Below are 24,328 nucleotides of genomic sequence, written 5' to 3' on the forward strand. Positions count from 1 at the left end.
GCAAGCTGCCGAACTGAGGACAGGGCGTGTGCCGGCATGCCAGGAGTCGCTCACGACTCTTGTGCTGTGCAGCAGAGCCCTCAGCCTGGGCCGGCTCGCCGGCGAGTCCAGACGTAGCCGGCGACGAGCCCGCCGATCACGATCACCTCGAAGACCACATCCACCAAGCGGTCCCCGAGGGAAACCAGCAGCAGTCCGAACAGTCCGGCGGCGAGCACCGCGCCGAAGGATGCCGCCAACTGGTGCCGCGCCGTCCAGCCGTGCCGCATCCAACGGGCCACGATCGCCGCGGCGGCGATGGCGACCAGCACGGCCGCGAGCACCCACCATACGAACGATATGCCGCCACCGATGAATGCCATCAGGTGGAAGGCGAACCAGACCAGTCCGAAGCCAAGCCCCGTCCACCCGGCGGGCACCGTCCCGGGCAGCCGCCGCGGTACACGCGGTGTGTCCCGGGCCCGGCAGCGCGACGCGGCACCGATCAGCAATCCCACGATCGCGAGCACCGCGCCGATCTCGACGAGGGAAAGGCGGAAATCCGACCGCAGGAGAGAAATCAGCGCGAAGAGCGCCGTGCCGAGGGCGAACACCCCACCGAAGACCGGCAGCTTCCGTGGCGACAACCACGGGGACCCGCTCTCCCGGGGGAACAGGATGTGCACCACGCCAATGGGAATGAGCACGCTCCAGACGACGTGGTACCCGCACACGAGCACGGCCCAGAACCAGTTCACCCCGGCGGCGCGGCCGTACATCGTCTCGCCGTCCATCCCCTGCGGATTGAAGATCGTCTGCAGGGCGAGGCCCTCCTCGATCAGCGCGTAGGCGACACCGAGCAGAACCATCCCCCACCCGTTGAGCCGCAGGCGCAGCGCGATCTCGCGCACCAGGACGACACCGGCGCCGTAGAAGCACAGGATCGAGACCACCCGCAGGGGCTCCACGAAATAGCTCAGGCGCAACGCCGCGCCCACCACCTCGCCCAGCAAGGGAGCCATGAAGAACAGCGTCACCACCGGGGCCACCCGGTGCCGACGGCCACCCGGGCCGACCTGAGCGGTATCCCTGGCGGTCGGTGGATCGGGTGGCGTCTTCATTCCCACGCTCCTGGTCCTAGCAACCGCGGTGGCATCGGCCATGGGAAGCCGGATATTGACGGACGTTCATATCCGCAAGTCTGTCGCTGCCCTGGACGGCCGCGTAATCCGCCGATGGTCGACTCGACGGCGACCAAAGTCTGAGGAGTGGTCGTGTCCGTGGGACGCCCCTCCGCCGACCAAGTGAATACGGCCGGTCAGCCGGTCAGCCGGTCAGCCCGTCAGCCGGCAGGCCGGTCCGGCGCGAGCGCGCCCGAGCCCGACCCCCGAGGATCATGCCGAACAGCCCCAGCACGAGGGCGAAGGCGGATCCGACCACCCCGTTCCCGGTGCCGGGACCGCCGTCGGCGATGGCCAGCGCCACCCCCGCGAGGATCACGCCGGTCAGACCGACCGCCATGGCCACGACGGCACCGGTTCGCCCGCTACTGGTACCTGTACGTCCTCTGGCGCGGGTCAGCGCCCGCGCGCCGATGGCCACACTGGCCAGCGCCACCAGATCAGCCACGATGGACGGACCTCGCCCCTGGACGCTGTAGCCCTCGGCGGCGGTCACGAGCCGGATCGACATCGTCAGGGCTTCCGGGGAGTTCATGTCGCTCTCCTTCACAGGCATTTGGTTTCCGGGATTCGGATACGTCCCGATCGTGTCCGCCGGCCCCGCCGCCGGTCGTCCCGCAGGCGCAGGCACTTCGCGCTGCCGCCCATGGCGCAGGCTCCTGCTGCGGACGCGGCAGAATCCGCGCGGATACCGCGGGCGCGGTAGCCGGCCGCTCGTCCGCGAGCGGGACTCGCCCGCGGCGGCACCTGGCTAAGGTGCGCGCATGGACAAAGGACGGTTCGGCGTCCCGGCCGCGGTCAGGGACTGGGGGATCGCCCTCGGCGTGGCTGCCCTGATGCTGGGCACCGGGCTGTCCGGGGAGCACCCCGGCGCGGACCCCGGCGTGCTCGGCTACGCGCTGCTGGCGGCCGGCGGTCTCGCGCTGGCCGCACGCCGCCGCGCTCCGCTGGCCGTCCTGGGCGCCACGGGCCTGTGCGCGGTGGGGTACGAGGCGGCCGGTTTCGACGTGCTGGCCGTCTCGTACCTGGTTGCGGTGTACGGCGCGGTACGGGCCGGGCACCGTGCTCTCACGGTGGCGGCGTCCGTGACCATGCTGGTTGTTCTTCCCCTCACCGCGCTGGTCCTCCACGACGGGCCTGCGGGCGAGGCGTTGGCGCAGGCCCGGCACGTCCTCGAGATCGCTTGGCTGATCGCCGCGTTCGCCGCCGGGGAGGCGCTGCGCCAGGCCGAGCGACGGGCGGACGAAGCCGAACGCACCCGGGAGGAGACCGCGCGGCGCCGTGCCGACGAGGAACGGCTGCGCATCGCCCGGGAGTTGCACGATTCGCTCACCCACCAGATCTCGATCATCAAGGTGCAGTCGGAAGTCGCCGTCCACGTGGCCCGACGGCGGGGGGAACAGGTGCCCGAGGCCCTGCTGGCGATCCAGGAGGCCGGACGTGAGGCGACCCGGGAACTGCGCGCCACCCTGGAGGCGCTGCGCGACGACGACACCACCCCGCCCCGCGGGCTCGACCACATCCCGGAGCTGGTGGAACAGGCAAGCAGGGCCGGTCTGGACGCGACGCTGACGATCGAGGGTGAGCCGTCCGACGTGCCGGCCGCGGTGGGCCGGACCGCCTACCGGATCGTCCAGGAGTCGCTGACCAACATCGCCCGGCACGCCTCCGCCGCGACCGCGTCGGTCCGCATCGGCTACCGGGCCGACTCAGTCGTCGTCCAGGTCGACGACGACGGCAAGGCCACGCCGGACACGGTGCCGACGCCGGGCCTGGGACTGCTCGGCATGCGTGAACGCGTCACCGCCCTCGGCGGCCTGTTGCGTGCTCAGCCCCGCGACGAGCACGGCTGCGAGCACGGCTTCACCGTCCAGGCCGAACTCCCCGTGGAGCACACGTCATGATCCGTGTCCTGCTCGTCGACGACCAGCCGCTCATCCGCAGCGGATTCCGTGCGCTCCTCGACCTCGAGGACGACATCGAGGTGGTGGCCGAGGCCGCCGACGGCGCGGAGGGCCTGGCGCTCGCCAGGCAGTACCTGCCCGACATCGTGCTGATCGACATCCAGATGCCGGTCGTCGACGGCATCGAGGCCACCCGGCGCATCGCCGCGGACCCCGCCCTGGCCCAGGTGCACGTCGTCGTCCTCACCAACTACGGCATGGACGAGTACGTCCTCGGCGCGCTGCGCGCCGGCGCCGCGGGATTCCTCGTCAAGGACATCGTGCCGGACGACTTCGTGCACGCCGTACGCGTCGCCGCACGCGGTGACGCGCTGCTCGCCCCGTCCATCACCCGCAAGCTGATCAACCGGTACGTCACCCAGCCGCTCCCCACCGTCGCCGGCACCGGGCTGGACGAGCTGACCGTCCGCGAGCGCGAGGCCGTCGCGCTGGTCGCGCAGGGCCTGTCCAACGACCAGATCGCCGACCGCATGGTGATCAGCCCGCTGACCGCGAAGACCCACATCAACCGGGCCATGACCAAACTCCACGCCCGCGACCGCGCTCAACTGGTCGTCCTCGCCTACGAGTCCGGTCTGGTGACTCCGCGCGGCTTCTGACATTCAAGGGCGATCCTTCGCGACTGCCGCCGCGCCCTCACGGGATGACTCCCGCCCCGTACGCTCAGTCGATACAGAACTCGTTGCCCTCGATGTCCAGCATCGGGATGCACGAATCATTGCCGTCGTACAGCGTTCGCACGTGTACTGCGCCGAGCGCGACAAGTCGTGCGCATTCGGCCTCGAGTACGGCGAGGCGTTCTTCACCCACGAGTCCGGTGCCGACCCGCACATCAAGATGCACCCGGTTCTTGACGGTCTTCCCTTCGGGGACGCGCTGGAAGTAGAGCCGCGGGCCAACACCTGAGGGATCTATGCAGGCGAACCACGAATCCTGCTGCTCAGGTGGCTGCGAACCCTTGAAATCATCCCAAGTGGCGAACCCCTGTGGTGGCGGCGGTACGACGTATCCCAGCACCTCGCACCAGAAACGGGCGAGACGCTCAGGTTCCGCGCAGTCAAAGGTGACTTGGAACTTCCTGATCACTGACATCGGCGCACCGTACCAAGGGGACTGGACATCGGCGGTTGCTGGTGCGGCGCGGGCCATGAGGCGGGCCCGGACACCGGGGGTGAGAGGCGCTGGGGGTGGTGGCGCCGGGCGAGCCACAGCACGAGCGCGGCGTAGATCAGTGTCGTCGCCACGTCCACGAGGGCGAGTTGCCAAGGTGAGTCGGCGGCGGTCTCGTCGGACGACAGCCCGTCGACGAAAGCGGCCGCGGCGCCGAAGGCCAGCAGGTTGCTCAGGACGTGCAGCGCGACAGCGGCCTCAAGGCCGCCGGTGCGGATGGTCAGCCAACCGCAGACCCCACCGAAGACCAGCAGGCCGATGAAGCCCCACTTGGTGCCCCAGCCGTGGGCGGCGGCGAACAGCACGGCCTGCGGGATCACCGCGAACCACGGAGAACGGAAGAAGGCGCCGACCGCCTGCGTCAGCCAGCCCCGGAACACGTACTCCTCGGCCGCGGCCTGCACCGGGACGAAGACGGCCAGGACAGCCAGTGAGGTGAGGAACGAACGCCAGCCCACCCATACGTCGGACTCCCCCGAGTCGCCTGCGCTGTCGGGCAGAAGGAGCGCGGACACCGCCAGCACGGCCACGGGGAGCACCGCGGCGAGCAGACACCGGACCAGCCAGCGCCACCGCAGCCGTCCGGTGACCGACGACAGGGTGCCGGGCGGTCGCCGCCCCGGCCACCACACGGCCAGCAGAATCACGGGCAGGGCGATCGCGATGAAGGTGAGGTCCAGGGCCGTGTTGACGGGTGTACCGAAGTCGTAGCCGCCGTCGGGCAGTTCGCGAAGTCCGGCCGCCGCCCCGAAGCCGTAGGAGAGGGCGAACAGCAGGAGGTTGAGTACGACGTAGGCGCCAAGAGCCAGCAGAGTGCCGAGCACTGGCCGCCACCAGCTGTGCCGGCCGGTGCTGTGGCCCATGCGGTGGTAAGGGAGGCCGGTGGGGTGCGGCGGTAACGGGATTGTCATGATCGGTAGCTTCCCAGGCGAGGGCCGTCGTCGCCGCCGATTTGCAGCCCCCCGTGAGGCCGCGGCCCTGAACTGGGAGAAGTGGCATGAGCGTTACGACACTGCGAGACAGTGTGGGAGTGCAGCACTTCCGCGGTCGGCCCGTGCCGCTCCGGTCGGGCTCGCGCATCTTCTCGGTGGTTTCGGACGCACGGTCGGCTTTCCGAGGTGGCCAGCTCAGCAGAGCAGCTGAATCCCCGGATCTGCCGGGAGCCGACAAACCGGAGAGGTGGACCCGCCCGCTGCCGTCCGCCGACGCCCATCGCTTCCGTTGGACGGAGGCGGTTGGCAATTAATCTCGATAAATCGCCCTTCAAGGGTGTGAACAGTAACGAAACAGTCACTCGCCTACATAGCGGACCACAAGTGAAGTGATCTTGTGAGGAGGAGTGGCTGATGAGCGAGGCAGCGCAGGGCGGCACGACGAGGTTGCGGCAGACCGGGGAGACGGCCAGAGCGGAGGCGTCGGCCACCGCCGATCAGGCCAGGCAGGCCGCGGGAGAGGTCACGGGCACCGCCGTGGACCAGGCCAAGACCGTGGCGGGCGAGGCCCGGCAGCAGGTCGGCGCGGCCGCCCAGGACCTGCGGAGCCGAGCGATGAGCGAGGTTGAGGAGCAGACCAGGCGGGCGGCAGGCTCGCTGCACCGGTGGGCGGACGACCTGGCCGGGCTGGCGGAGAACGCCCAGAGCGACTCGCCTGCCCGTAGCCTCGCGGCTCAGGCGGCCGACGGTGGGCACCGGGCGGCCGATTATCTGGACAGACAGGGAGTCGACGGCGTCCTCACCGATGTGCAGGACTTCGCCCGCCGACGCCCCGGCGTATTCCTGGGCGGCGCGCTGCTGGCAGGGCTGGCCGTCGGGCGGCTGGCGAAGGCGGCGGGGAAGTCCGACGGGTCCTCTGAACGCACACAGCAGCCTGCGGCTCCGGACGAAGGACAGCCCACGGCGCTGCCGTCCGGTCCTCCCCCGGAGATGCAGCCGTCCGTCGGGATGCCCCCGGGCGGTGCGTCGGCCCGTCCGTACCCGGAGGTGTGAGCGATGGCCTCGATCCAGTCCCGCCGAGTGGAGGCACGCGGTGGGGACGCCTCGGTGGGCGAGCTGCTGTCCGCCGTGACCTCCGACGTCCAGACCTTGTTCCGGCAGGAGGTCGAGCTGGCCAAGACCGAGGTCAAGCAGGAGGCGACCAAGGCGGGCAAGGCGGCCGGCATGTACGGCGGCGCCGGGTTCGCCGGCTACATGGTTCTGCTGTTCCTGTCACTGGCCGCGGTGCTGGGCCTGGCCAACGTGATGGACGGCGGCTGGGCCGCCCTGATCGTCACCGCGGTGTGGGCCGTGGTCGCGGCGGTGCTGTACGCACGGGGCCGTACCCGGATGCGCACCGTGACGCCGAAGCCAGGACAGACAGTCGAGACGCTGAAGGAGAATGCGCAATGGGCACGTCACCCGACCAGATGAGGGCCGAGATCACCGCCACGCGGGACCGCCTGTCCGCCGACATGGACCGGCTCGCGGACCGGACCAGCCCCCGGCGTATCGCCCGTCGCCGCACCCGCAGGATGCGCGGCACCGTCTCGGGCATGCGGGAACGGGTCATGGGATCCGCCTCCCAGACCGCCCAGGGCGTCAGCGGCAGCGCGCAGTCGATGGCCGGATCGCTGCAGGAGGGCACCCAGCAGGCGGCCGACACCGCGCGGGAGGCTGCCGGCCAGGCCGGTGAAGCCGTACGGCAGGCTCCGGAACAGGCGATGCGCCAGACCCAGGGCAACCCGCTGGCCGCCGGTCTGATCGCCTTCGGCGCCGGCATGCTGGCGGCCTCGATGCTGCCCGTCTCCCAGATGGAGCAGGAGAAGACCACCGACCTGATGCAACGCGGCGGCGAGGCGCTGGAACCCGTGAAGCAGGCCGCCCAGGATTCGGCACAGAACCTGAAGGAGGGGGCCAAGGAGGTCGCCCAGAGTGCGGCGCAGGAGGTGAAGGACACCGCCGCGGAGGCCGCCCGCACCACGCAGGACGAGGCCCGCGGCCAGGCCGGCCGGGTAGCCGAGCAGGCACGCGACTCCGGGCAGCAGGTCGCCGGCGAAACCCGGCGGCCCTCAGGCCCCGGCTGAGAACCGTGCAGGCGCCCCGGGCCCCGGACCACGCATGATCGGTCCGGGGCCCGGAAGCGCCTCCAGCCCGCGCGACTCAACTGCCCCGCACGCTGCCCCAGCAGCTGTCCCTGCTGCCGTCGAAGGGCCCCACTGCACGCAGTGGGGCCCTTCGACGTTGTGCCACTCGGTTTCCGACTCGGTTGCCCTTCCGTCACCGATCACTTTGGCCGGTCTCGTCGGCGACACCCGTCTCGTCGGACACGTCGGTCTCGATCCGCTCCTTGCGGACCTCGCCACGAACGGTTGCTTCGTCGGTGCGCTCCTCGGTTTCCAGGCGGACGCGTTCGACGGGGACGGCTTCCGTCTCCACGACCGGACGCTCCGCGTGGAGGATCACCTCGTGTTCGGCCTCGGTGATGTCGACGCCGGACATCGCCGCGTCCCGGTTGGCGTCGGTGATCGGTTCGCGTTCGACGCGGACTTCTTCGTGGCGTACGGGGACGGTCTTCTGGACCTCCTCGGTGACGACGTACTTGCGCAGGCGCGCCCGGCCGATCTCGCGGCGTTCGACACCGACGTGCATCTGCTCCTCGGAGCGCGTCATCGCGTCGTCGCCGGCGGGCTCTCTCCCGGCCGCCATCCCGGTCTGCCCGGCGGTGCCGGTGCCGGTCTGGGCCCAGCCGCCCTGGTCTCGCTGGTTGGCCTGCTGCCAAGCCGTGTCCCAGTCGATGCCGTAGTGCTCGTACAGACGGTGCTCCTCCTCTACGGACAGATGGCCTCCGGCATCGACGTCGACGTTCGGTGCGTCCTTGACCGTGTCCTTGGCGAAGGGCACCTCCAGGTGGTCCTCCACCACGGTCCCGTCGTGGATCGGCACGAACGACTCGCTGGTGCCGAACAAGCCGGTCTGCACGCTCACCCACTCGGGCTCGCCGGTCACATCGTCGAAGAAGACGTGCTTGGCCTCACCGATCTTGTTGCCGCGCGCGTCGTAGACGGGATGATCCAGCACTGTGGAGATCTGGTCGCGAGTGATCATTAGCATTCTCCTCGTTTCTGTAGCTCTCTCACGCGTAACCACTCACTCAAGAGCCAAAGCGCATAATCCGGAAAAACCGGAACATTTTGGCGCCTCTGTCCCCTGCGTTGCCCGACCGCAGGTGGCCGGCCCGCAGTGAATTCCCGCGCGAGAGCCGGAAGTCCGACGGTGCGGGCGAAGGGGCGGGGTCCGAGGAGCGGTGTGCGATGAGTATTCGGCGTGCGGCCGGTCTATGGATGCACAAGGGCCGCCCTCGGTCCCCTGACGCACGGGAGACACGATGACCACCGTCGTGATGCACAACGTCGTCTCCGTGGACGGCTTCGTCGCCGACGCGGACGATCAGGTCGGGCCGCTCTTCGACTGGTACGGCAACGGCGACGTCCGGCTCAATGAGCACGCCAAGGTGTCCAGGACCTCCGCCGGCTACGTGCGGCCGGCCATGGCGAAGATCGGGACGCTGGTGGTCGGGCGGCATGTGTTCGACATGACCGACGGGTGGGGCGGCGTGCCGCCGACCGGTGAGCACCTGGTGGTCGTGTCGCACCGGCCCCGCCCCGAGGGCCGGCACCCGGACGCTCCCTTCCACTTCGTCGACGGTGTGGAGGAGGCCATCGCCAAGGCCAAGGAGCTGGCCGGGGAGGACCGGAACGTCGGCGTGGCGGCGGGGGACGTCGGCGGGCAGGCGTTCGCGCTCGGGCTGGTCGACGAGGTGGCGATGGACGTCGTGCCGGTGGTGTTCGGCTCGGGAAAGCGGTACTTCGGGTCGGTGGACGCCCATTACCTGCTGGAGGACCCGCACATCGTGATCCAGGGCGACCGTGTGCTGCACCTGCGCTACCGGGTCCGCAAGCAGCCGTGACCACCTACGAGGAGAGGCCGACCGACATGGACGACGTGGAACCGCAGACCGCCGCCGGCAAGGTGCTCTGGCACTTCTCGATGTCGCTGGACGGATTCGTCGCCGGGCCGAATCACACGATGGACTGGATGACGGGGGCGACCTTCCGACCCGGCCTCAGCGAGGAGTACGCCGAGACGACCGGCGCCGTGCTGGGCGGCCGGGCCGGCTGGGACGCCTACCCCGACCCCACTGGGATCTACGGCGGCGCCTGGCAGGGACCCGTGTTCGTGCTCACGCACCACCCCGAGGACGCGCAGCCCGCCCCGGGCGTGACCTTCCTGAGCTGTGACGTCGCCGAGGCGGTCCGGATCGCGCGGGAGGCCGCCGGCGGGAAGAACGTCGAGGTGCTCTCGCCGACCATCGGCCGGCAGCTCCTGGAGCGCGGGCTGATCGACGAGATCGACCTGCACATCGTGCCCGTGCTGCTCGGCGACGGGATCCGGCTGTTCGACAACCCCGGGGGTGCGCCCGTACGGCTGGAGCTGCTCGTCGGGAACGACGCCAAGGCCGCGCTCGACGTGCGGTACCGGCCGGTGCCGTCCGGCTGAGTCTCCCCATCACAGCCCCCCTTCGCCCCCTCCGCCCCTTCCACCTCAAGAATTAACCGAACTCACGTACAACCCTTACGCCCCCACACAGGTCTCCTGATCGCCGACCACCCGTGAACGCCCGGACAACTCCCAGGGAACACGGACGGTCCCGGCGCCTCATCGACTGTGGATGCCCGCCAGGCATCCCGCATGCCGCAGGAGACCCCCGCATGCATCAGCACCAGCCACTGCACCGGCGACGCGCCCACGGGCGCCCCCGCCCGCACCCGCGCCCCGCCCTCGCGACGGCCGTCGGCCCGGCCACGCCGACGGGCGGGCCGTCCGTGTCCGCGACCGGCACGGCGACACACCGGGACTCCGCCCCGCAGGCCTGCCGCACCGCCTGAGCCGCCCCCTTCTCCTCACCCGGGACCGGCCCTCAGGCCCGGCCCGCCGCTTCCCACCCGGAGCCCCACCTTGCGCAAGCGCACCCTCCTCCTGGCCGCCACGCTCACCACCGGCCTGCTCACCATCACCCCGGCCTCCGCCGCGCCCTCGGGCCTCGCCGGGGACTTCAACGGCGACGGGTACCGGGACGTCGCGGCCGGCGCCCCCTGCTCCGACGTCGGCTCGGCCTCCTGCGCCGGCGCGGTCGTCGTGCTGTACGGCTCGTCGTCCGGTGTGTCGGCCACCCGTAAGGCGATCATCACCCAGAACTCCCCCGGCGTCCCGGGCACCGCCGAGTCCACCGACCTGTTCGGCTCCGCCCTCGCCGCGGCCGACCTGGACCGCGACGGCTACTCCGACCTCGTCGTGGGCTCCCCCGGCGAGAGCATCGGCGACCGGGACGGCGTCGGCTCCGGCACCGTCCTGTGGGGCGGCGCGTCCGGCCTGTCCGGCGGCAAGGGTCTGCCGCAGCCGTCCACGCTCAGCGAGTGGGGCGGCTTCTCCCACGGCATCGCGACCGGCGACTTCGACGGTGACGGCGACACGGACGTGACGCTCACCGGCCAGAGCCACATCCGCGTGTACCTGGGCCCCTTCACCCGCACCGGCGGCCCGCTGAGCCACTACCGCGTCGGCGAGCTCGGCGGCGGGTACGAGGTGATCGCGGGCGACATGACCGGCGACGGCGCTGCCGAGCGCGTCCACCCGCACGCCGTGGACGGCGACTCCGGCGGCCAGATCTGGTACTACCGCTGGACCGGCACGAGCTACAAGTTCGCCGAGCTGCCGAACGCCGACGGCTTCCCCGGCTCGGTCGGCGACATCAACGGCGACGGCTACGGCGACCTCGTCCTCGGTGACTCCACGGACCCGTACGACCTCAAGCCCGGCGGCCACAAGGGCGGCCAGATCACCGTCTGGTACGGCGGCCCGAACGGCCCCGACCCGGCGCAGACGCCGACGGTCGTGCATCAGGACACCACCGGCGTGCCCGGCGCGGGCGAGACCGACGACGGCTTCGGCTCGGCCGTCAGCACCGGCGACATCAACGGCGACGGCTACGCCGATGTCGCGGTCGCCGCTCACGGCGAGGACCTCGGCACGGTGGCGGAGGCGGGCTCCGTGACCGTCCTGTTCGGCTCCGCTTCCGGACTGAAGACCAGCGGCGCCACGTCCTACACGCAGGACACCAGCGGCGTCCCCGGCACCGCCGAGGCCTGGGACCGCTTCGGCTCCGCCGTCGACCTGACCGACCTCACCAAGGACGGCAAGGCGGACCTGGTCATCGGCGTCGACGGCGAGAACGGCTCCGGCGGCGTCTGGACCCTGCGCGGCACCTCCACCGGCCCGACCACCACGGGCTCCACGGGCCTGACCGCCGCCGGCGTCTCGCTGAAGGCAGGCAACAGCTTCGGCTCGGTGATCGCCCAGTGACATCCCGTCAGCTCACTCCCGGAGCCCTCATGCGCACCCGTATCACCGCCGCCGTCCTCGCGGCGGCCCTGACCCCGCTCGCCCTCACCCTCTCCGCCCCGGCCGCGCACGCCGCGACGCCTGCCGCGCCCTACGACTTCAACGGCGACGGCCGTACCGACCTCGCGATCGGCGCGCCGGGCGCCACCGTCGCCGGGCAGGCGAGGGCCGGTGCCGTGTCGGTGGTCTACGGCAGCACCAGCGGGCCGAAGAGCTCCACGCGCACGCTCCTGACGCAGAACACGGCCGGCCTGCCCGGTGCCGCCGAGGCCGACGACGCCTTCGGCTCCGCGCTCGCCTCCGCCGACCTGAACACCGACGGCTACGCCGACCTGCTGATCGGCACGCCCGGCGAGGACGGCAGCGACAGCAACGACGGCACGGTCACCATCGTCTGGGGCTCGGCGACCGGCCTGTCCGGCGCCCGTACGCTGTTCAGCTTCTTCAGCACCGACTACGACCGCTACGGCCAGGCGCTGGCCGCGGGCGACTTCGACGCCGACGGGGACGCGGACGTCGCGGTCGGCTCCACCGGCCCGGTCACCCTCTCCCTCGTCTCCGGACCGCTCACCAAGACCGGCCCGAACAACGGGGGTTCTGGCTCACGCAACGTCATGTGGTCCACCTCGTACGGCATCACACACCTCTCCTCCGGCGACATCACCGGCGACGGCCACCCCCGTGTGGTCCTGCACGGCCGCGCCGCCGGCACCGACGACGCCGTCACCGCCCTGGCGGACCTGAAGATCGGCAACTACAACGACTGGCTCCAGGACCTGCCCGCCGGGTACGTCTCGTCCGTCGGCGACATCGACGGCGACGGCCACGACGACATCGCCGTGGGCAACGACCGGGAGACGTCCGCCGACCCGGAGGGCGCCCTCGGCGGCCGGGTCACCGTCGTCTACGGCGGACCCGACGGCCGGGACACCAGCCGCGCCCCGCTCGTCCTCACCCAGGACACCGCCGGTGTGCCCGGCGCCTCCGAGAAGGGTGACCGCTTCGGCAGCGGCGTCTCGCTCGGCGACGTCAACGGCGACGGGTTCGCCGACCTGGCGATCGGCGCCGCGGGCGAGAACTCCGCCGCCGGTGCCGTCACCGTGCTGTTCGGCGCGGCGTCCGGCCTGACGACCAAGGGCGCGACGTCGTACACCCAGAACACCGCGGGTGTGCCCGGGAGTTCGGAGCAGGGCGACCGTTTCGGCGCCCGCGTGACCCTCACCGACCACACCGGCGACCGCCGCGCCGACCTGTCCGTCTCCGCGCCGGGCGAGAACGCCGGCGACGGCGCCGTCTGGTCCCTGCGCGCCACCGCCACCGGCCCGACGGCCACCGGCTCCGTCAGCTTCGGCCCGGGCACGACCGGCGTCTCCACGGCCGGCACGCCGGGCTACGGCACCGCACTCAACTCCTGATCGCTCCTGATCACGACCCCCGGGACTCCGCAGATGCGCAAGCGCACCCTCCTCCTGGCCACGGCCCTCACCACCGGCCTGCTCACGGCCCTGCCCGCGACGGCGGCCACCGCCGCGCCCGCCACCGGCCCGAAGGCCGACTTCAACGGCGACGGCTACGGCGACGTCGCCTTCGCCGCCCCGTACGCCAAGGTCGACGGCAAGGGCATGGCCGGCTACGTCGCCGTGGTCTACGGCGGCTCCACCGGCCTCGACCCGGCCAAGCGGACCGTGGTCAGCCAGAACACCACCGGTGTGCCCGGTGCCGCCGAGGCCGAGGACACCTTCGGCGACGCGCTCGCCGTCGCCGACCTCAACGGCGACGGTTACACCGACCTCGCGGTCGGCTCCTCCGGCGAGGACGTCGGCACCGACACCGACGGCGGCTCCGTCACCGTGCTGTGGGGCTCGGCGAGCGGCCTGAAGAACGGCACCTCGGTCAAGGACCCGGCGGTCTCCGGGCACGACCACTGGGGCCGGCTGCTGACCGCGGGCGACTTCGACGGCGACGGCAAGAAGGACCTGGCCGTCGGCACCGGCTCCTCCCACGCCTACGTGATCCGCGGCGGCTTCACCAAGACCGGCACCACCGGCACCGCCAAGCGCGTCAACACCCCCGAGACGGCGTACAGCGTCGACGCCATGAAGGCGGGCGACACCAACGCCGACGGCAAGTCGGACCTGGTCCTCACCTACCGCGTCCGCCTCGACTCGTCCGAGTCGGGCAGCTGGTCCAAGGGCGTCGCCTACCTCGGCTCCCCCACCGGCCCGGACACCTCGGTCCCCCGCCCCCTGAACGGCGGCACCTCCCTCGCCCTCGGCGACATCGACGGCGACGGCTACGACGAGATCGCCCTCGGCAACGTCTTCACGAAGGAGGACGACCACAGCGGCAGCCTCGGCGGCGAGGTCGTCGTCATCCGCGGTTCCGAGGGCGGACCGGTCAACGGCGACGCCCCCATGGCCGAGCTGACCCAGGCCTCCACCGGCGTCCCCGGCGCCGACGAGGCGAACGACGGCTTCGGCGGCTCGGTCTCCATCGGCGACGCCAACGGCGACGGCTACGGCGACCTGGCCATCGGCGTCGTCTTCGAGGACGTCGGCACCCTCGAGGACGCCGGTTCCACGGTCCTGATGAACGGCTCGGCCTCGGGTGTCTCGCGCACCGGCGGCCGCACCCTCACCCAGGCCACCGCCGGTGTCCCCGGCACCGCCGAGGCCATCGACTACTTCGGCTCGGACGTGCTGCTGGCCGACGTCACCAAGGACGGCCGCGCCGAGTTCACCGTCAGCGCCGGCTTCGAGGACGAGGGCATCGGCTCCGTCACGGCCCTGCGCGGCTCGGCCACCGGCCCCGTCACCGCCGGCGCCCGCTCCTTCGGCCCGGGCAGCCTCGGCCAGACCCGCTCCTACGGTGCCTTCGGCACCGGCCTCACCGGCTGACGAACCAGGGAGACTCCCATGCGCAGATCCACCACGACCGCTCTGGTCGCCGCCCTGCTGGCGACCGGTGTCACCCCCGTGTTCCTCACCGGTCCCGCCTCCGCGGCGGTGGCCAAGCACTACGACGACTTCAACGGCGACGGCCGCCGCGACCTCGCCTACGGCGGCTACGACGACGTCGACCGCGAGGGCGGCACCGTGACCGTCGTGTACGGCACCGCCACCGGCCTCGACACCGCCCACCCGAAGTTCCTCCACCAGGACAGCTCCGGCATCCCCGGAGCCGGTGAGGAGGACGACCGGTTCGGCGAGTCCCTCGCGAGCGCCGACCTCAACAAGGACGGCTACGCGGACCTCGTCGTCGGCAACTCCATGGAGCACGTGGGCAGCACCGACTACCGCGGCACGGTCACCGTCGTCTGGGGTTCGAAGTCCGGCCTGTCCGGCGGCACCAACCTCACGCCCGCCGGCGGCGCGGGCAGCTACTTCGGCCGCGACCTCGCCACCGGCGACTTCACCGGCGACGGCTCGCCCGACCTGGCCGTGATCGGCGGCGGGGAGACGTGGCTGTACCGGGGCCCGTTCACCAAGTCCGGCACGACCGGCAAGGTCAGCAAGATCGACAAGGGGTCGGCCGGCTGGTACTCCTCCGGTCTCGGGGCCGGAAAGGTCGACGGGGACGGCAAGACCGACCTGGTCGTGATCGGCACGGAGATCAACGGCAGCGACATCCGCGAGCGCGCCTGGTTCCTCAAGGGCACGTCCACCGGCCTCGCCTCGGGCGCCTCCAGGACCCTCAGCGACCAGCAGCAGGGCCTCTACCCGAGCCCGGTCATCGGCGACTTCGACAAGAACGGCTACGGCGACATCGCCCTCGGCGTGCCCGACAAGGACAACGGCAAGGGCGCGGTCACCATCTGGCGCGGCACGGCGTCGGGCCCGGGCACGTCGACCACGTTCACCCAGGCCACCTCGGGCGTCTCCGGCAGCCCGGAGGCCGACGACAACTTCGGCTACGCCATCTCGGCCGCCGACGCCAACGGCGACGGCTACGCGGACCTCGCGGTCGGCGTGCCGCACGAGGACGTCGAGGGCCTGGAGGACCAGGGCGGGGTCCACGTGTTCCGTGGCGGCTCCGGCGGCCTCAGCGGCGCCCGCTCCTCGTGGATCGCCCAGACGGTGCTGGGCCCCGCCGACTCCCACGCCTCCTTCGGCTACACCGTCCGCCTGCGCGACCTGACCGCCGACGGCAAGGCCGACCTGGCCGTGGGCGCGGCGAACGGCGCGCTGCTGATGCGGGGCACGGCCACGGCGCCGACGAAGACCGGAGCCGTCGTCCTGCCGGAGCTCGGCGGCTCGCTTCCCGACTGACCTGCCCGGGCCCGGCCCGGGGCAGGGCCGCTCCGGGCCGGGCCGGCTCACTCCACCTCACAAGGACCACGCATGCCTCACCGCACCCCCCACGCCCTCGCGGCCCTGACCACCGCGGCCGCGCTGGGCGCCGCCCTCTTCACCGCCGTACCGGCCGCCGCGGCACCCGCCAAGTACGCCGACGACTTCAACGGCGACGGCTACCGCGACCTCGCCACCGCCGCGCCCTACACCCCCGTCGGCGGCAAGACCGACGCGGGCGCGGTCGTCGTCACCTACGGCTCCGCGAACGGCATCAGCGCCGCCCGCCGCACGATCCTCACCCAGGACACGACCGGCATCCCCGGCACCGCCGAGCAGGGCGACCGCTTCGGCAAGTCCCTCACCTCCGGCGACCTCAACGCCGACGGGTACGCCGACCTCGTGATCGGCAGCACCGGCGAGGACGTCGGCTCCGACGCCGACGGCGGCTCCGTCACGGTCGTGTGGGGCGGCAAGAGCGGCCTGTCCGGCGGCAAGGGCGTCCCCGACCCGGCCGTGTCGGCCCACGACGAGTACGGCATGTCCCTCACCGTCGGCGACTTCGACGGCGACGGCCGCCCCGACCTCGCCGCCGGCAGCACCGGCAGCGACGTCTGGATCCACCGGAGCTTCACCAAGACCTCCGGCTCGACGTCCCGCTCCGAGCTCGCCACCGGCCTGCGGGGCGGCGCCGGTCTCGCCGGCGCCCAGAGCCTCGCCGCCGGCGACATCGACGGCGACGGCACCGACGACCTGGTCGCCACCGGCAGCCAGGCGTCGGACTACGAGGACGGTGCCATGGTCTTCCTCGGCGCCGCCTCCGGCCTCACCCGCCAGACGTTCCTCAGGAGCGGCGGCTGGGAGCTGGCCACGGTCGGCGACCTGAACGGCGACGGCTACGACGACGTCGTCACGGCGGACTACGGCGGCGACGCCAAGAGCCTCGGCGGCTCGGTCAGCGTGTACTCCGGCGGCCCCGACGGCGCCCGCACCAGCCCCCAGACCACGATCGACCAGGACACCCCCGGCGTCCCCGGCGCGGACGAGGAGGACGACTGGTTCGGCAACGACCTCTCGATCGCGGACGTCGACGGCGACGGTTACGGCGACCTGGCCGTCGGCACCATCCACGAGGACGTCGGCACCGCGGACATCGCCGGCGGCGTCACGGTCCTGCGCGGCTCGGCCACCGGACTGACCACCGCCGGCGCCCAGTCGTTCGCCCAGAACACGGCCGGCGTCCCCGGCACCGCCGAGTCCGCCGACCGCTTCGGCGCGTCCGTACGCCTGTCCGACCTCAACGGCGACGGCAAGGCGGACCTGTCCGTGGGCGCCGACGGCGAGAACCACCCCTCCGGCGCCGTCTACAGCCTGCGCGGCTCGGCCTCGGGCGTGACGACGAAGAACGCCATCAGCTTCGGCCCCGGCTCGCTCGGCATGTCGACGACCGGCTACCTGAGGCTGGGCCAGGACATGCTCGGCTGACGCCGCCCCGAGGGGCCGTGATGCTGCCCGTACGGCGGAACCCTGACGGCCCACGGACGCCCAAGGCCCCTTCCCCCTAAGGGATGTCACAGCTCGGCCGCAAAGCCGGGCCCGGAAGCCCGGGCCCGGCACACCACCGCGCGGGACCAGGTACGTTCGAAGACGTGGCTGGATTCAGGATCGGACGCGGCCGGAACAACGGCGCGCCTCAGACGCGACCGCAAAACCCTCCGTACGGGCAGCAGACGCCGCAGGGACCGTCGTACGGCTACCCGCCGGCGCCGCAGCCGTACCCGCAGCAGCAGCCGCCGTACGGCAACGGCGGCGGCCCCGCCTGGCCGCAGCCGAACGCCGGGCGGCCCGGCGGCGGCTACGGCGACCAGGGCGAGCCGGAGTACTTCGGCGACGGCGCGTACCCGCCCGGCCCCCAGGGCCCGCCCGACCCGTACGCGGCGAACAACCCGGGCCACACCCAGGCCTTCTCGGTCGGCGAGGACCCCTACACCCAGGGCGACACCTACCGCGCCGGCTCCGCCGCCCCGCCGCCCGGTCCGGTCGGCCCGCGTCTGCACTGGAAGGCCCTGCTGAGAGGTATCGTCCTCGCCCCCCGGCAGACGTTCCTCCAGATGCGGGACTACACGATGTGGGGCCCCGCCCTCATCGTGACGTTCCTCTACGGCCTGCTCGCCGTCTTCGGCTTCGACGGCGCCCGCAAGGATGCGATAAACGCCACACTCTCGAACGCCATCCCCATCGTCCTGACGACGGCGGTCGCGATGGTGATCAGCGCGTTCATCCTGGGCGTGGTCACCCACACCCTGGCCCGCCAGCTCGGCGGCGACGGCGCCTGGCAGCCGACGGTCGGCCTGTCCATGCTGATCATGTCCATCACGGACGCGCCCCGACTGGTCTTCGCGATGTTCGCCGGCGGCGACGCGACGTTCGTCCAGCTGCTGGGCTGGGCCACCTGGATCGCGGGCGGCGCGCTGCTGACCCTCATGGTCAGCCGCTCCCACGACCTGCCCTGGCCGAAGGCGCTGGGCGCGTCGGCGATCCAGCTGATCGCGCTGCTGTCGATCGTGAAGCTGGGCACGGTCTGAGGCTCCGCACGACGTGAGAAAGGGGCTCCCCGGAAGGGGAGCCCCTTTTCTCGATGTCTCTCCTGGAGTGGTCTCAGGCGTCAAGCACCTGGTCGGCCCGCCGCACCACGGGCGGTTCCACGGACCACGGGAAGTTGATCCACTCGTCGGTCCGCTTCCACACGTACTCGCACTTCACGAGCGACTGGGACTTCTCGTAGACGACGGCGCTGCGCACCTCGGCGACCGTGTCGAGGCAGAAGTCGCGGACCAGCTTGAGCGTCTTGCCGGTGTCGGCGACGTCGTCGGTGATCAGCACCTTCTTCTCGGAGAAGTCGATCACGTTGGGGACGGGAGCGAGCATGACGGGCATGTCGAGGGTCGTCCCCACGCCCGTGTAGAACTCGACGTTCACGAGGTGGATGTTCTTGCAGTCGAGGGCGTAGGCGAGCCCACCGGCCACGAAGACACCGCCGCGAGCGATGCTGAGCACTATGTCGGGCTCGTACCCGTCGTCGGCGATGGTCTGCGCGAGCTCGCGCACGGCGACGCCGAACTGCTCGTAGGTCAGGTTCTCCCGGACGCCACTCATGCCTTTGTCGCTCATGCTCGGGTCACTCACACCTGGGTCCGATGGAAGTTGAGGAAGGACCGGGAGGCGGTCGGCCCCCGCTGCCCCTGGTACCGCGACCCGTACCGCTCGCTCCCGTACGGGAAGTCGGCGGGCGAGCTCAGCTTGAACATGCACAACTGCCCGATCTTCATGCCCGGCCACAGTTTGATGGGCAGGGTGGCGAGGTTGGACAGCTCAAGGGTCACGTGCCCGCTGAACCCGGGGTCGATGAAACCGGCCGTCGAATGCGTGACCAGCCCGAGCCGCCCCAGCGAGCTCTTCCCCTCCAGCCGGGAGGCGAGATCGTCGGGCAGCGAGATGACCTCGTAGGTACTGGCGAGGACGAACTCCCCGGGATGCAGGATGAACGGCTCGTCCCCCTCCGGCTCGACGAGCCGGGTCAGATCGGCCTGCTCGATCGAGGGGTCGATGTGCGGGTACCGGTGGTTCTCGAACACCCGGAAGTAGCGGTCGAGCCGCACGTCGATGCTCGACGGCTGCACCATCGCGTCGTCATAGGGATCGATCCGTACCCGCCCGGCGTCGATCTCGGCCCGGATGTCCTTGTCTGAGAGAAGCACGCCCCGAGGATACGCAAGGCGCGCGGAGCGACCACAACCGGACGTCTCCGCGCGCCTGCCTGCGTGCTTGTGGCGGCGGTGCCGCTACCGCTTCTGGTAGCTCACGGGCACCACGCTCCGGAGCCGCGCACATCGCGGACACCGAAGCAGCCGGCCGGGGCCGAGCCGCTCGGCCTGCTGCATCGGGAACGAAGCGGTGGTGAACACGTGCCCATCCGCACAACGGACGACGGTGCGCTCCATCAAGTCCAAGAGTCCCTTCCCCAAGAGCCGCGTCGGGCTGCTGCTTGCCTGACGACAAAAGCCACAGTACGGGATCAAAGGGACGGCCCTGCAGGCGGCACTCCGGTCCCGTCCGGGCCCTCGCCCGCGCCCCCACCGTACGCCCCAACTCCGGTCACCCGCAGCCCGATCCCACCCCCTGAAACGCGCGGAGGCCTCACGGTTTGAACACCGGAGGCCTGTCATGAGGTAGAGTGATCGGGCATTCGGACACCGACTCCGGTCGGCGTCTTACGCGGGTGTAGTTTAATGGTAGAACATCAGCTTCCCAAGCTGAGAGCGCGAGTTCGATTCTCGTCACCCGCTCCATGCGAACCCCCAGGTCGGAGACCCGGGGGTTCTTTGTTGCCCAGCCCGGCGAGCCGGTCGCGCACCACAACCGCACCATTAGCTCTCGGCAGCCTCATCGCTGTGGTGTGCGGGGTCGTCCGTGTGGCACTTCGCACGCTCGGCGCGCACCGGGTCGTCGAGCCCGGCCGCCGTCTCCCGCTGCCGCTCCTCGTCGGAGTGCTGGTAGATCAGCGCGGCCTTCTCGGAGGACTGCCCGGCACGCCCATCGTGTCCTTGAGGGTGGCGCCGGAACGGGTCGACAGGGTGTGGCGGAATCGTAGAAGCGGAAGCCGTCCGGGAGACCGACGACCGCGCGAGCCCGGCGCCCCTGTCACCAACGTCCCGGGACAGCACACCTGACCACCCGCGGAAGCTCAGAGCGACGTTCGGGCTATTGCACGTCCACGAAGTCGCCGGTCGCCTTGACGGCCGGGGTGGTGGAGGTCCCTGCGAAGTTCCAGCGCCAGTAGCCGTCTTCGGAGGCGGTGGCAGTGGTCGTCAGGTTGCCGGTGCTGGAGGTGTACACGGTCTTGATGGTCGCGTAGGTCGTAGTGCCGGCCTTGCGGAACTGGAGCCTGACCGGCTGGTTGGTGTAACCCCGGTAATCGAGATTGTCCCAGTCGGCCCGGGTGAGCTTGCCGGTGACGGTGAGGGTCTTGCCCCTGGCAATCGGTTCCGGGCCCGCGTTCACGGTGAGGTTGGACTGCCGCTGCAGACGGGTCGTGGTGTAGCTCGCCGATTGGGTCCAGCTGTCGTCATTGGCCACCCCCTGCACACTGACCTTCCAGGTGCCGGCATGGGCGTTGGTGAGCGCGGTGCCGCCGTACTTCCAGTCCGGTTCGAGGGAGATCGTCTGCGAGCAGGTGGAGGTGGTGGCGCTCGAGGCGACGCAGTCCGCGTGGGAGTAGTACTCGTTCGACACGATGCGGTCGTCGTAGGTCTCGTAGGGGTTCGCACCGTCCGGTCCGCGCCACAGGACGAAGTCCGCGTCCTGGATGCCCGACGGGTGGGTGAAGGTCCCTGAAACCGTGATCGTCTTGGCGTAGAGACCGACCACGATGTTCTTGCCACCGTCGAAGGAGACGTTGCTGATCTGGACGTCGGTCTGGCTCTCGTCGCCGTAGGCACCGGGGACGGCGAAGCCGGCCAGCGCGGCGACGGCACTGAGCAGAGCAAAGGCAGCGCGCTTGCGCATGTGTCTCCTTCACAGAGTGAAAAGTGGGAACCCGCCGAACGGGAGCAGCGGGGCAGGTGAAGCCGGTCAGGGACCGGTGACCGACTTGATCGTGTACGGGAAGCTCTCCTGCTGCCAGATCACCGTGAACCGGGAGGTCGGGCGGGTGTCGACCTGGGGTACCCGGCCGTCCGACGTGAGTGTCTTCACGGTGCCGAAGGTGCCGGAACGGCTGATCAGGCGGGCGCCGGCCTTGGTGTAGCTGTACGGGGGCGTCGACTTGGGGACGACCGTGTGGAAGACCAGCATGCCGTCGCCGTCGTCGTCGAGGGCCAGGTCGGGGCGGTCGCCGGGACCCAGGCTGGTGACGGCGCCCCGGGCACCGGCCGCGGAGAGGCGGCGGCCGAGCAACTCGAGTTTGCCGCTGCTGTAGCGGGTCCACACGATCACCGAGTCGCCGTCGAGGTCGGTCGCGAGGGCGTGGTGGAAGCCCACGTTGTCCGTGGAGGCCGAGATGCGCAGGGGAGCCGCCAGGGTGCCGGTGCGGCTCCAGCGGGACGCCCAGACCTGCGAGACGGAGCCGCCGCCGGAGTGGTAAGTGATGACCGCGTCGCCGTCCCGGTCCACTCCGACCCGCACCATGCCGAAACCGCCGTACGACGCGATCGGCGACGTGAGCACCTTCGTCGAGGAGACGGACGTCGACGTGATCCGCCTGGCCACGACGTCCGAGGCCCGCGCCCAGGCGACGACGAACTGGCCGTTGCGGTCGACGCCGATGGCCGGCTTCTCGGCCGAGCCCGAGCCGAGGGTGATGGCCGCGCCGACCGTCCCGTCGAGCTTGAGGCGGCGGGCGACCGCGTACCAGCTTCCGTCGCGGATCTCCGTCCACGCCGCCATCGCGGTGCCGCCCGGGGTCACAGCGACCACCGGGGTGGTCGCGGGCGCCGACGTGGACAGCTTCTGCAGCGGTCCGACGAGGCTGCCGGAGGCCGAGAGCCGGCGGCCCACGACCTGGCTGTCCTGCTGCCAGACCACCGCCGAGTCGCCGGTGTCGTCGGAGGCGGCCTCCGGCCAGGACGGCGCGGCACCGTCGGGCGACAGGGTGCGGATCGCTGTCACCGTACCGCTCGCGGTCTTCACTCTGGCCTGGATCCGGTAGTAGCAGCCCGGCGTCGACAAATCGCAGGCGTTCCAGGCCAGCAGGGCGTCGCCCTGCCGGTCGACCGACACCGTGGGGGAATCGTCAGGGGTCCAGCCCGAGGCCGACACGTTCCACGTCGACGTCCACGCCGCCTCGGCGTTCATGGCCATCGTCGCGGTGACCGCGATTCCGGCCGCCGCGGCGACGGAAGCCCCGGCAAGAACACGACGCTTCACCGAACGCCGATGACCTGCTGCACGCAGAGCCACCCTCATCCCCCACTTCCCGTGACTTGAGCACAGCCGCCACAGGCCGCCCCCAACACCCAGCGCACCTGCATGCTCAAACGTCACATGCGTACGGACTCGGCGGGGGCTACCCGGGCACCGGCATGGCCATCCCGCACCGCCGCGAGCGCGGCCAGGCGGACGAGTCCGAGGTCGTAGGCGAAGATCACGGCCTGGATGCGGTCGCGGGGCCGGTCTTGGCCAGGACGCGTCCGAATTTGCCGCTGGAACCTTTGCCGTATGCTCCTGCAACGTCGCCTTCGGCAAGCGACCGCTTCTGGAGCTCGGACGACCGTCAGCCGCCGAGCGCGACTCTCCGCCCCTCGGAGCCCGGGTCGTGCCCAGAGCGACCTGGGCCGTTTTGCTGTCCGCTGTGACCACTGGCCGTGCCAGATCCGTGCCAGAACGCTTCTCGGTGGTCTTCTGGACAGCCTCCTCCCGAGCCTTCCGGACGGTGACTCGCTGATAGATCAGCGCGGCCTTCTCCGAGGACTGCCCGGCGCGCTCGCATGCCTCCACGAGTGACCGCACACGCCATGCAGGTAGGACTGCGAGGGCCGTATGAGAGCCGCTCGATCGAACTCCCAGTACGCGGGAGCCCGTCAGCTTCGCTTGCAGACGACCGAGATCTAGGAAATCCCTCTACCGGAAATGAGACCCATGGGAGGTATTTTTCTATCTACTCGAGATTTCACAACCTTTCCATTCGAGAGCCGAACGCGTACCTGATATTCAAGCTTATCGCGGTGTGCGACTTCTGAGACCGCCACCCAGACTTCAACGGTTTCATCTGGGCGCAACCGGAATGGCGGAGGCCTCTCTGTGCTCATGTAGTCATAGCGAGGCTGCGTCTCGAACCAGAGATGCGTAACCTCCAGCTCTCGTTGCGGTGAAAGATTGGTCATCTTGATAAAAAATTGCTCTGGGGATGGCTCGATTGCGCCGTCAGCGGACCCCGCACCTGTAACAGGCGGCGAAGCAGTAATTGGCGTACTAGCGCTGGAAGCCGGTCTGACGAAATACCCACGGTGAACCGTAACTCTAAGCTTCCGTCGACGCTGGTGGAAAGTCCTACCCAGACCGAGGAGCACGCTGACGCCTTTGACTGCCAAGCTGACAGGTTCCATGAGGAAGCATTACCACAGGCCTCGGCTGGTGGGCCACAGACCGACCAGACCAGAGAAAACGCCGAAGACCCGTCAACCACGGCAGTTGAAGCCGCCTGGTTCAGCAGCGAACGTTTCGGCTCGCGAATTGTGCGAGAGGTATTGACGCTGATCACAGGATCCCTATCATCCAGTTGCTCGACACTTCGACCCTTGTTCGGCATGTCGGAC

The 24,328-nt window shown here is 70.7% G+C and carries 23 protein-coding genes, 1 tRNA gene and 1 pseudogene; 15 read left to right on the forward strand and 10 right to left on the reverse strand.

What is annotated here, in order from left to right:
• Positions 1 to 80 precede the first annotated feature (80 nt).
• Both QC385_RS28920 and QC385_RS28925 read right to left on the reverse strand, forming a co-directional pair.
• Positions 81 to 1,100: a hypothetical protein gene (locus QC385_RS28920; protein ID WP_279544335.1), complete on the reverse strand. Its 1,020-nt coding sequence runs from the start codon at positions 1,098 to 1,100 to the stop codon at positions 81 to 83.
• Positions 1,101 to 1,305: 205 nt separating this feature from the next.
• On the reverse strand, positions 1,306 to 1,695 hold the full coding sequence (locus QC385_RS28925; protein WP_279544336.1) for a DUF6223 family protein: 390 nt from the start codon (positions 1,693 to 1,695) through the stop codon (positions 1,306 to 1,308).
• Positions 1,696 to 1,924: 229 nt separating this feature from the next.
• On the opposite strand from QC385_RS28925, the gene QC385_RS28930 reads away from it, so the two are divergent.
• Positions 1,925 to 3,064 carry a sensor histidine kinase gene (locus QC385_RS28930; RefSeq protein ID WP_279544337.1) on the forward strand — a complete coding sequence of 380 codons (1,140 nt, stop codon included), beginning with the start codon at positions 1,925 to 1,927 and terminating at the stop codon, positions 3,062 to 3,064.
• A complete protein-coding gene (locus tag QC385_RS28935; RefSeq protein ID WP_279544338.1) occupies positions 3,061 to 3,723 on the forward strand; it encodes a response regulator transcription factor in 663 nt (220 codons plus the stop codon). The genes QC385_RS28930 and QC385_RS28935 overlap by 4 nt, the downstream gene beginning before the upstream one ends.
• Before the next feature lie 64 nt (positions 3,724 to 3,787).
• On the opposite strand, the gene QC385_RS28940 is transcribed toward QC385_RS28935, so the two are convergent.
• Both QC385_RS28940 and QC385_RS28945 read right to left on the reverse strand, forming a co-directional pair.
• Positions 3,788 to 4,216 carry a VOC family protein gene (locus QC385_RS28940; protein WP_279544339.1) on the reverse strand — a complete coding sequence of 143 codons (429 nt, stop codon included), beginning with the start codon at positions 4,214 to 4,216 and terminating at the stop codon, positions 3,788 to 3,790.
• Positions 4,207 to 5,205 carry a CPBP family intramembrane glutamic endopeptidase gene (locus tag QC385_RS28945; RefSeq protein WP_279544340.1) on the reverse strand — a complete coding sequence of 333 codons (999 nt, stop codon included), beginning with the start codon at positions 5,203 to 5,205 and terminating at the stop codon, positions 4,207 to 4,209. The genes QC385_RS28940 and QC385_RS28945 overlap by 10 nt, the downstream gene beginning before the upstream one ends.
• Positions 5,206 to 5,640: 435 nt before the next feature.
• On the opposite strand from QC385_RS28945, the gene QC385_RS28950 reads away from it, so the two are divergent.
• From QC385_RS28950 to QC385_RS28960, 3 genes are read left to right on the forward strand one after another with little or no spacing between them, the layout of a single operon-like run.
• Positions 5,641 to 6,279 (forward strand): hypothetical protein, encoded by a 639-nt coding sequence (locus QC385_RS28950; RefSeq protein ID WP_279544341.1) that lies wholly within the window; start codon positions 5,641 to 5,643, stop codon positions 6,277 to 6,279.
• A gap of 3 nt (positions 6,280 to 6,282) precedes the next feature.
• Entirely contained in the window at positions 6,283 to 6,699 is a 417-nt protein-coding gene (locus QC385_RS28955) for a phage holin family protein (protein ID WP_279544342.1), read from the forward strand.
• Positions 6,675 to 7,352: a DUF3618 domain-containing protein gene (locus QC385_RS28960; RefSeq protein WP_279544343.1), complete on the forward strand. Its 678-nt coding sequence runs from the start codon at positions 6,675 to 6,677 to the stop codon at positions 7,350 to 7,352. Before QC385_RS28955 ends, QC385_RS28960 begins: the two co-directional genes overlap by 25 nt.
• A gap of 193 nt (positions 7,353 to 7,545) precedes the next feature.
• On the opposite strand, the gene QC385_RS28965 is transcribed toward QC385_RS28960, so the two are convergent.
• Complete coding sequence (locus QC385_RS28965; protein ID WP_279544344.1) at positions 7,546 to 8,373, reverse strand: PRC and DUF2382 domain-containing protein; 828 nt, start codon at positions 8,371 to 8,373, stop codon at positions 7,546 to 7,548.
• Between the two features lie 280 nt (positions 8,374 to 8,653).
• Between QC385_RS28965 and QC385_RS28970 the strand changes: the two genes are divergently transcribed.
• The 9 genes from QC385_RS28970 to QC385_RS29010 all read left to right on the forward strand — a co-directional run bounded on the left by QC385_RS28970 (position 8,654) and on the right by QC385_RS29010 (position 18,601).
• A complete protein-coding gene (locus QC385_RS28970; protein ID WP_279544345.1) occupies positions 8,654 to 9,235 on the forward strand; it encodes a dihydrofolate reductase family protein in 582 nt (193 codons plus the stop codon).
• On the forward strand, positions 9,232 to 9,825 hold the full coding sequence (locus QC385_RS28975) for a dihydrofolate reductase family protein (RefSeq protein ID WP_279544346.1): 594 nt from the start codon (positions 9,232 to 9,234) through the stop codon (positions 9,823 to 9,825). Before QC385_RS28970 ends, QC385_RS28975 begins: the two co-directional genes overlap by 4 nt.
• Positions 9,826 to 10,037: 212 nt before the next feature.
• Complete coding sequence (locus QC385_RS28980) at positions 10,038 to 10,214, forward strand: hypothetical protein (RefSeq protein WP_279544347.1); 177 nt, start codon at positions 10,038 to 10,040, stop codon at positions 10,212 to 10,214.
• 70 nt (positions 10,215 to 10,284) lie between these two features.
• A complete protein-coding gene (locus QC385_RS28985; RefSeq protein ID WP_279544348.1) occupies positions 10,285 to 11,688 on the forward strand; it encodes an FG-GAP-like repeat-containing protein in 1,404 nt (467 codons plus the stop codon).
• A 29-nt stretch (positions 11,689 to 11,717) separates the two neighbouring features.
• Complete coding sequence (locus QC385_RS28990) at positions 11,718 to 13,142, forward strand: FG-GAP-like repeat-containing protein (protein ID WP_279544349.1); 1,425 nt, start codon at positions 11,718 to 11,720, stop codon at positions 13,140 to 13,142.
• Between the two features lie 33 nt (positions 13,143 to 13,175).
• Positions 13,176 to 14,624, forward strand: a complete 1,449-nt coding sequence (locus tag QC385_RS28995) for a VCBS repeat-containing protein (RefSeq protein ID WP_279544350.1) — start codon at positions 13,176 to 13,178, stop codon at positions 14,622 to 14,624.
• A gap of 18 nt (positions 14,625 to 14,642) precedes the next feature.
• Complete coding sequence (locus QC385_RS29000) at positions 14,643 to 15,995, forward strand: FG-GAP and VCBS repeat-containing protein (protein ID WP_279544351.1); 1,353 nt, start codon at positions 14,643 to 14,645, stop codon at positions 15,993 to 15,995.
• A 72-nt stretch (positions 15,996 to 16,067) separates the two neighbouring features.
• Entirely contained in the window at positions 16,068 to 17,501 is a 1,434-nt protein-coding gene (locus tag QC385_RS29005) for a VCBS repeat-containing protein (RefSeq protein ID WP_279544352.1), read from the forward strand.
• Positions 17,502 to 17,584: 83 nt separating this feature from the next.
• Complete coding sequence (locus QC385_RS29010; protein ID WP_279544353.1) at positions 17,585 to 18,601, forward strand: Yip1 family protein; 1,017 nt, start codon at positions 17,585 to 17,587, stop codon at positions 18,599 to 18,601.
• Between the two features lie 73 nt (positions 18,602 to 18,674).
• On the opposite strand, the gene QC385_RS29015 is transcribed toward QC385_RS29010, so the two are convergent.
• Entirely contained in the window at positions 18,675 to 19,172 is a 498-nt protein-coding gene (locus QC385_RS29015; protein WP_279544477.1) for a phosphoribosyltransferase, read from the reverse strand.
• A gap of 26 nt (positions 19,173 to 19,198) precedes the next feature.
• On the reverse strand, positions 19,199 to 19,774 hold the full coding sequence (gene dcd / locus QC385_RS29020; protein WP_193500959.1) for a dCTP deaminase: 576 nt from the start codon (positions 19,772 to 19,774) through the stop codon (positions 19,199 to 19,201).
• A gap of 517 nt (positions 19,775 to 20,291) precedes the next feature.
• On the opposite strand from dcd, the gene QC385_RS29025 reads away from it, so the two are divergent.
• A tRNA-Gly gene (locus QC385_RS29025) sits at positions 20,292 to 20,365 on the forward strand.
• A 78-nt stretch (positions 20,366 to 20,443) separates the two neighbouring features.
• Here the strand turns inward: QC385_RS29025 and QC385_RS29030 are convergent.
• From QC385_RS29030 to QC385_RS29040, 3 genes and pseudogenes are all read right to left on the reverse strand, one after another.
• Positions 20,444 to 20,711, reverse strand: a pseudogene (locus QC385_RS29030) (tyrosine-type recombinase/integrase); the annotation flags it as partial.
• Positions 20,712 to 20,777: 66 nt separating this feature from the next.
• On the reverse strand, positions 20,778 to 21,581 hold the full coding sequence (locus QC385_RS29035) for a calcium-binding protein (protein WP_279544354.1): 804 nt from the start codon (positions 21,579 to 21,581) through the stop codon (positions 20,778 to 20,780).
• A 66-nt stretch (positions 21,582 to 21,647) separates the two neighbouring features.
• Positions 21,648 to 22,940 carry a hypothetical protein gene (locus QC385_RS29040; protein WP_279544355.1) on the reverse strand — a complete coding sequence of 431 codons (1,293 nt, stop codon included), beginning with the start codon at positions 22,938 to 22,940 and terminating at the stop codon, positions 21,648 to 21,650.
• Between the last annotated feature and the right edge of the window lie 1,388 nt (positions 22,941 to 24,328).

The organism is Streptomyces sp. DH10 (assembly GCF_029813805.1).
GTDB lineage: Bacteria > Actinomycetota > Actinomycetes > Streptomycetales > Streptomycetaceae > Streptomyces > Streptomyces coeruleofuscus.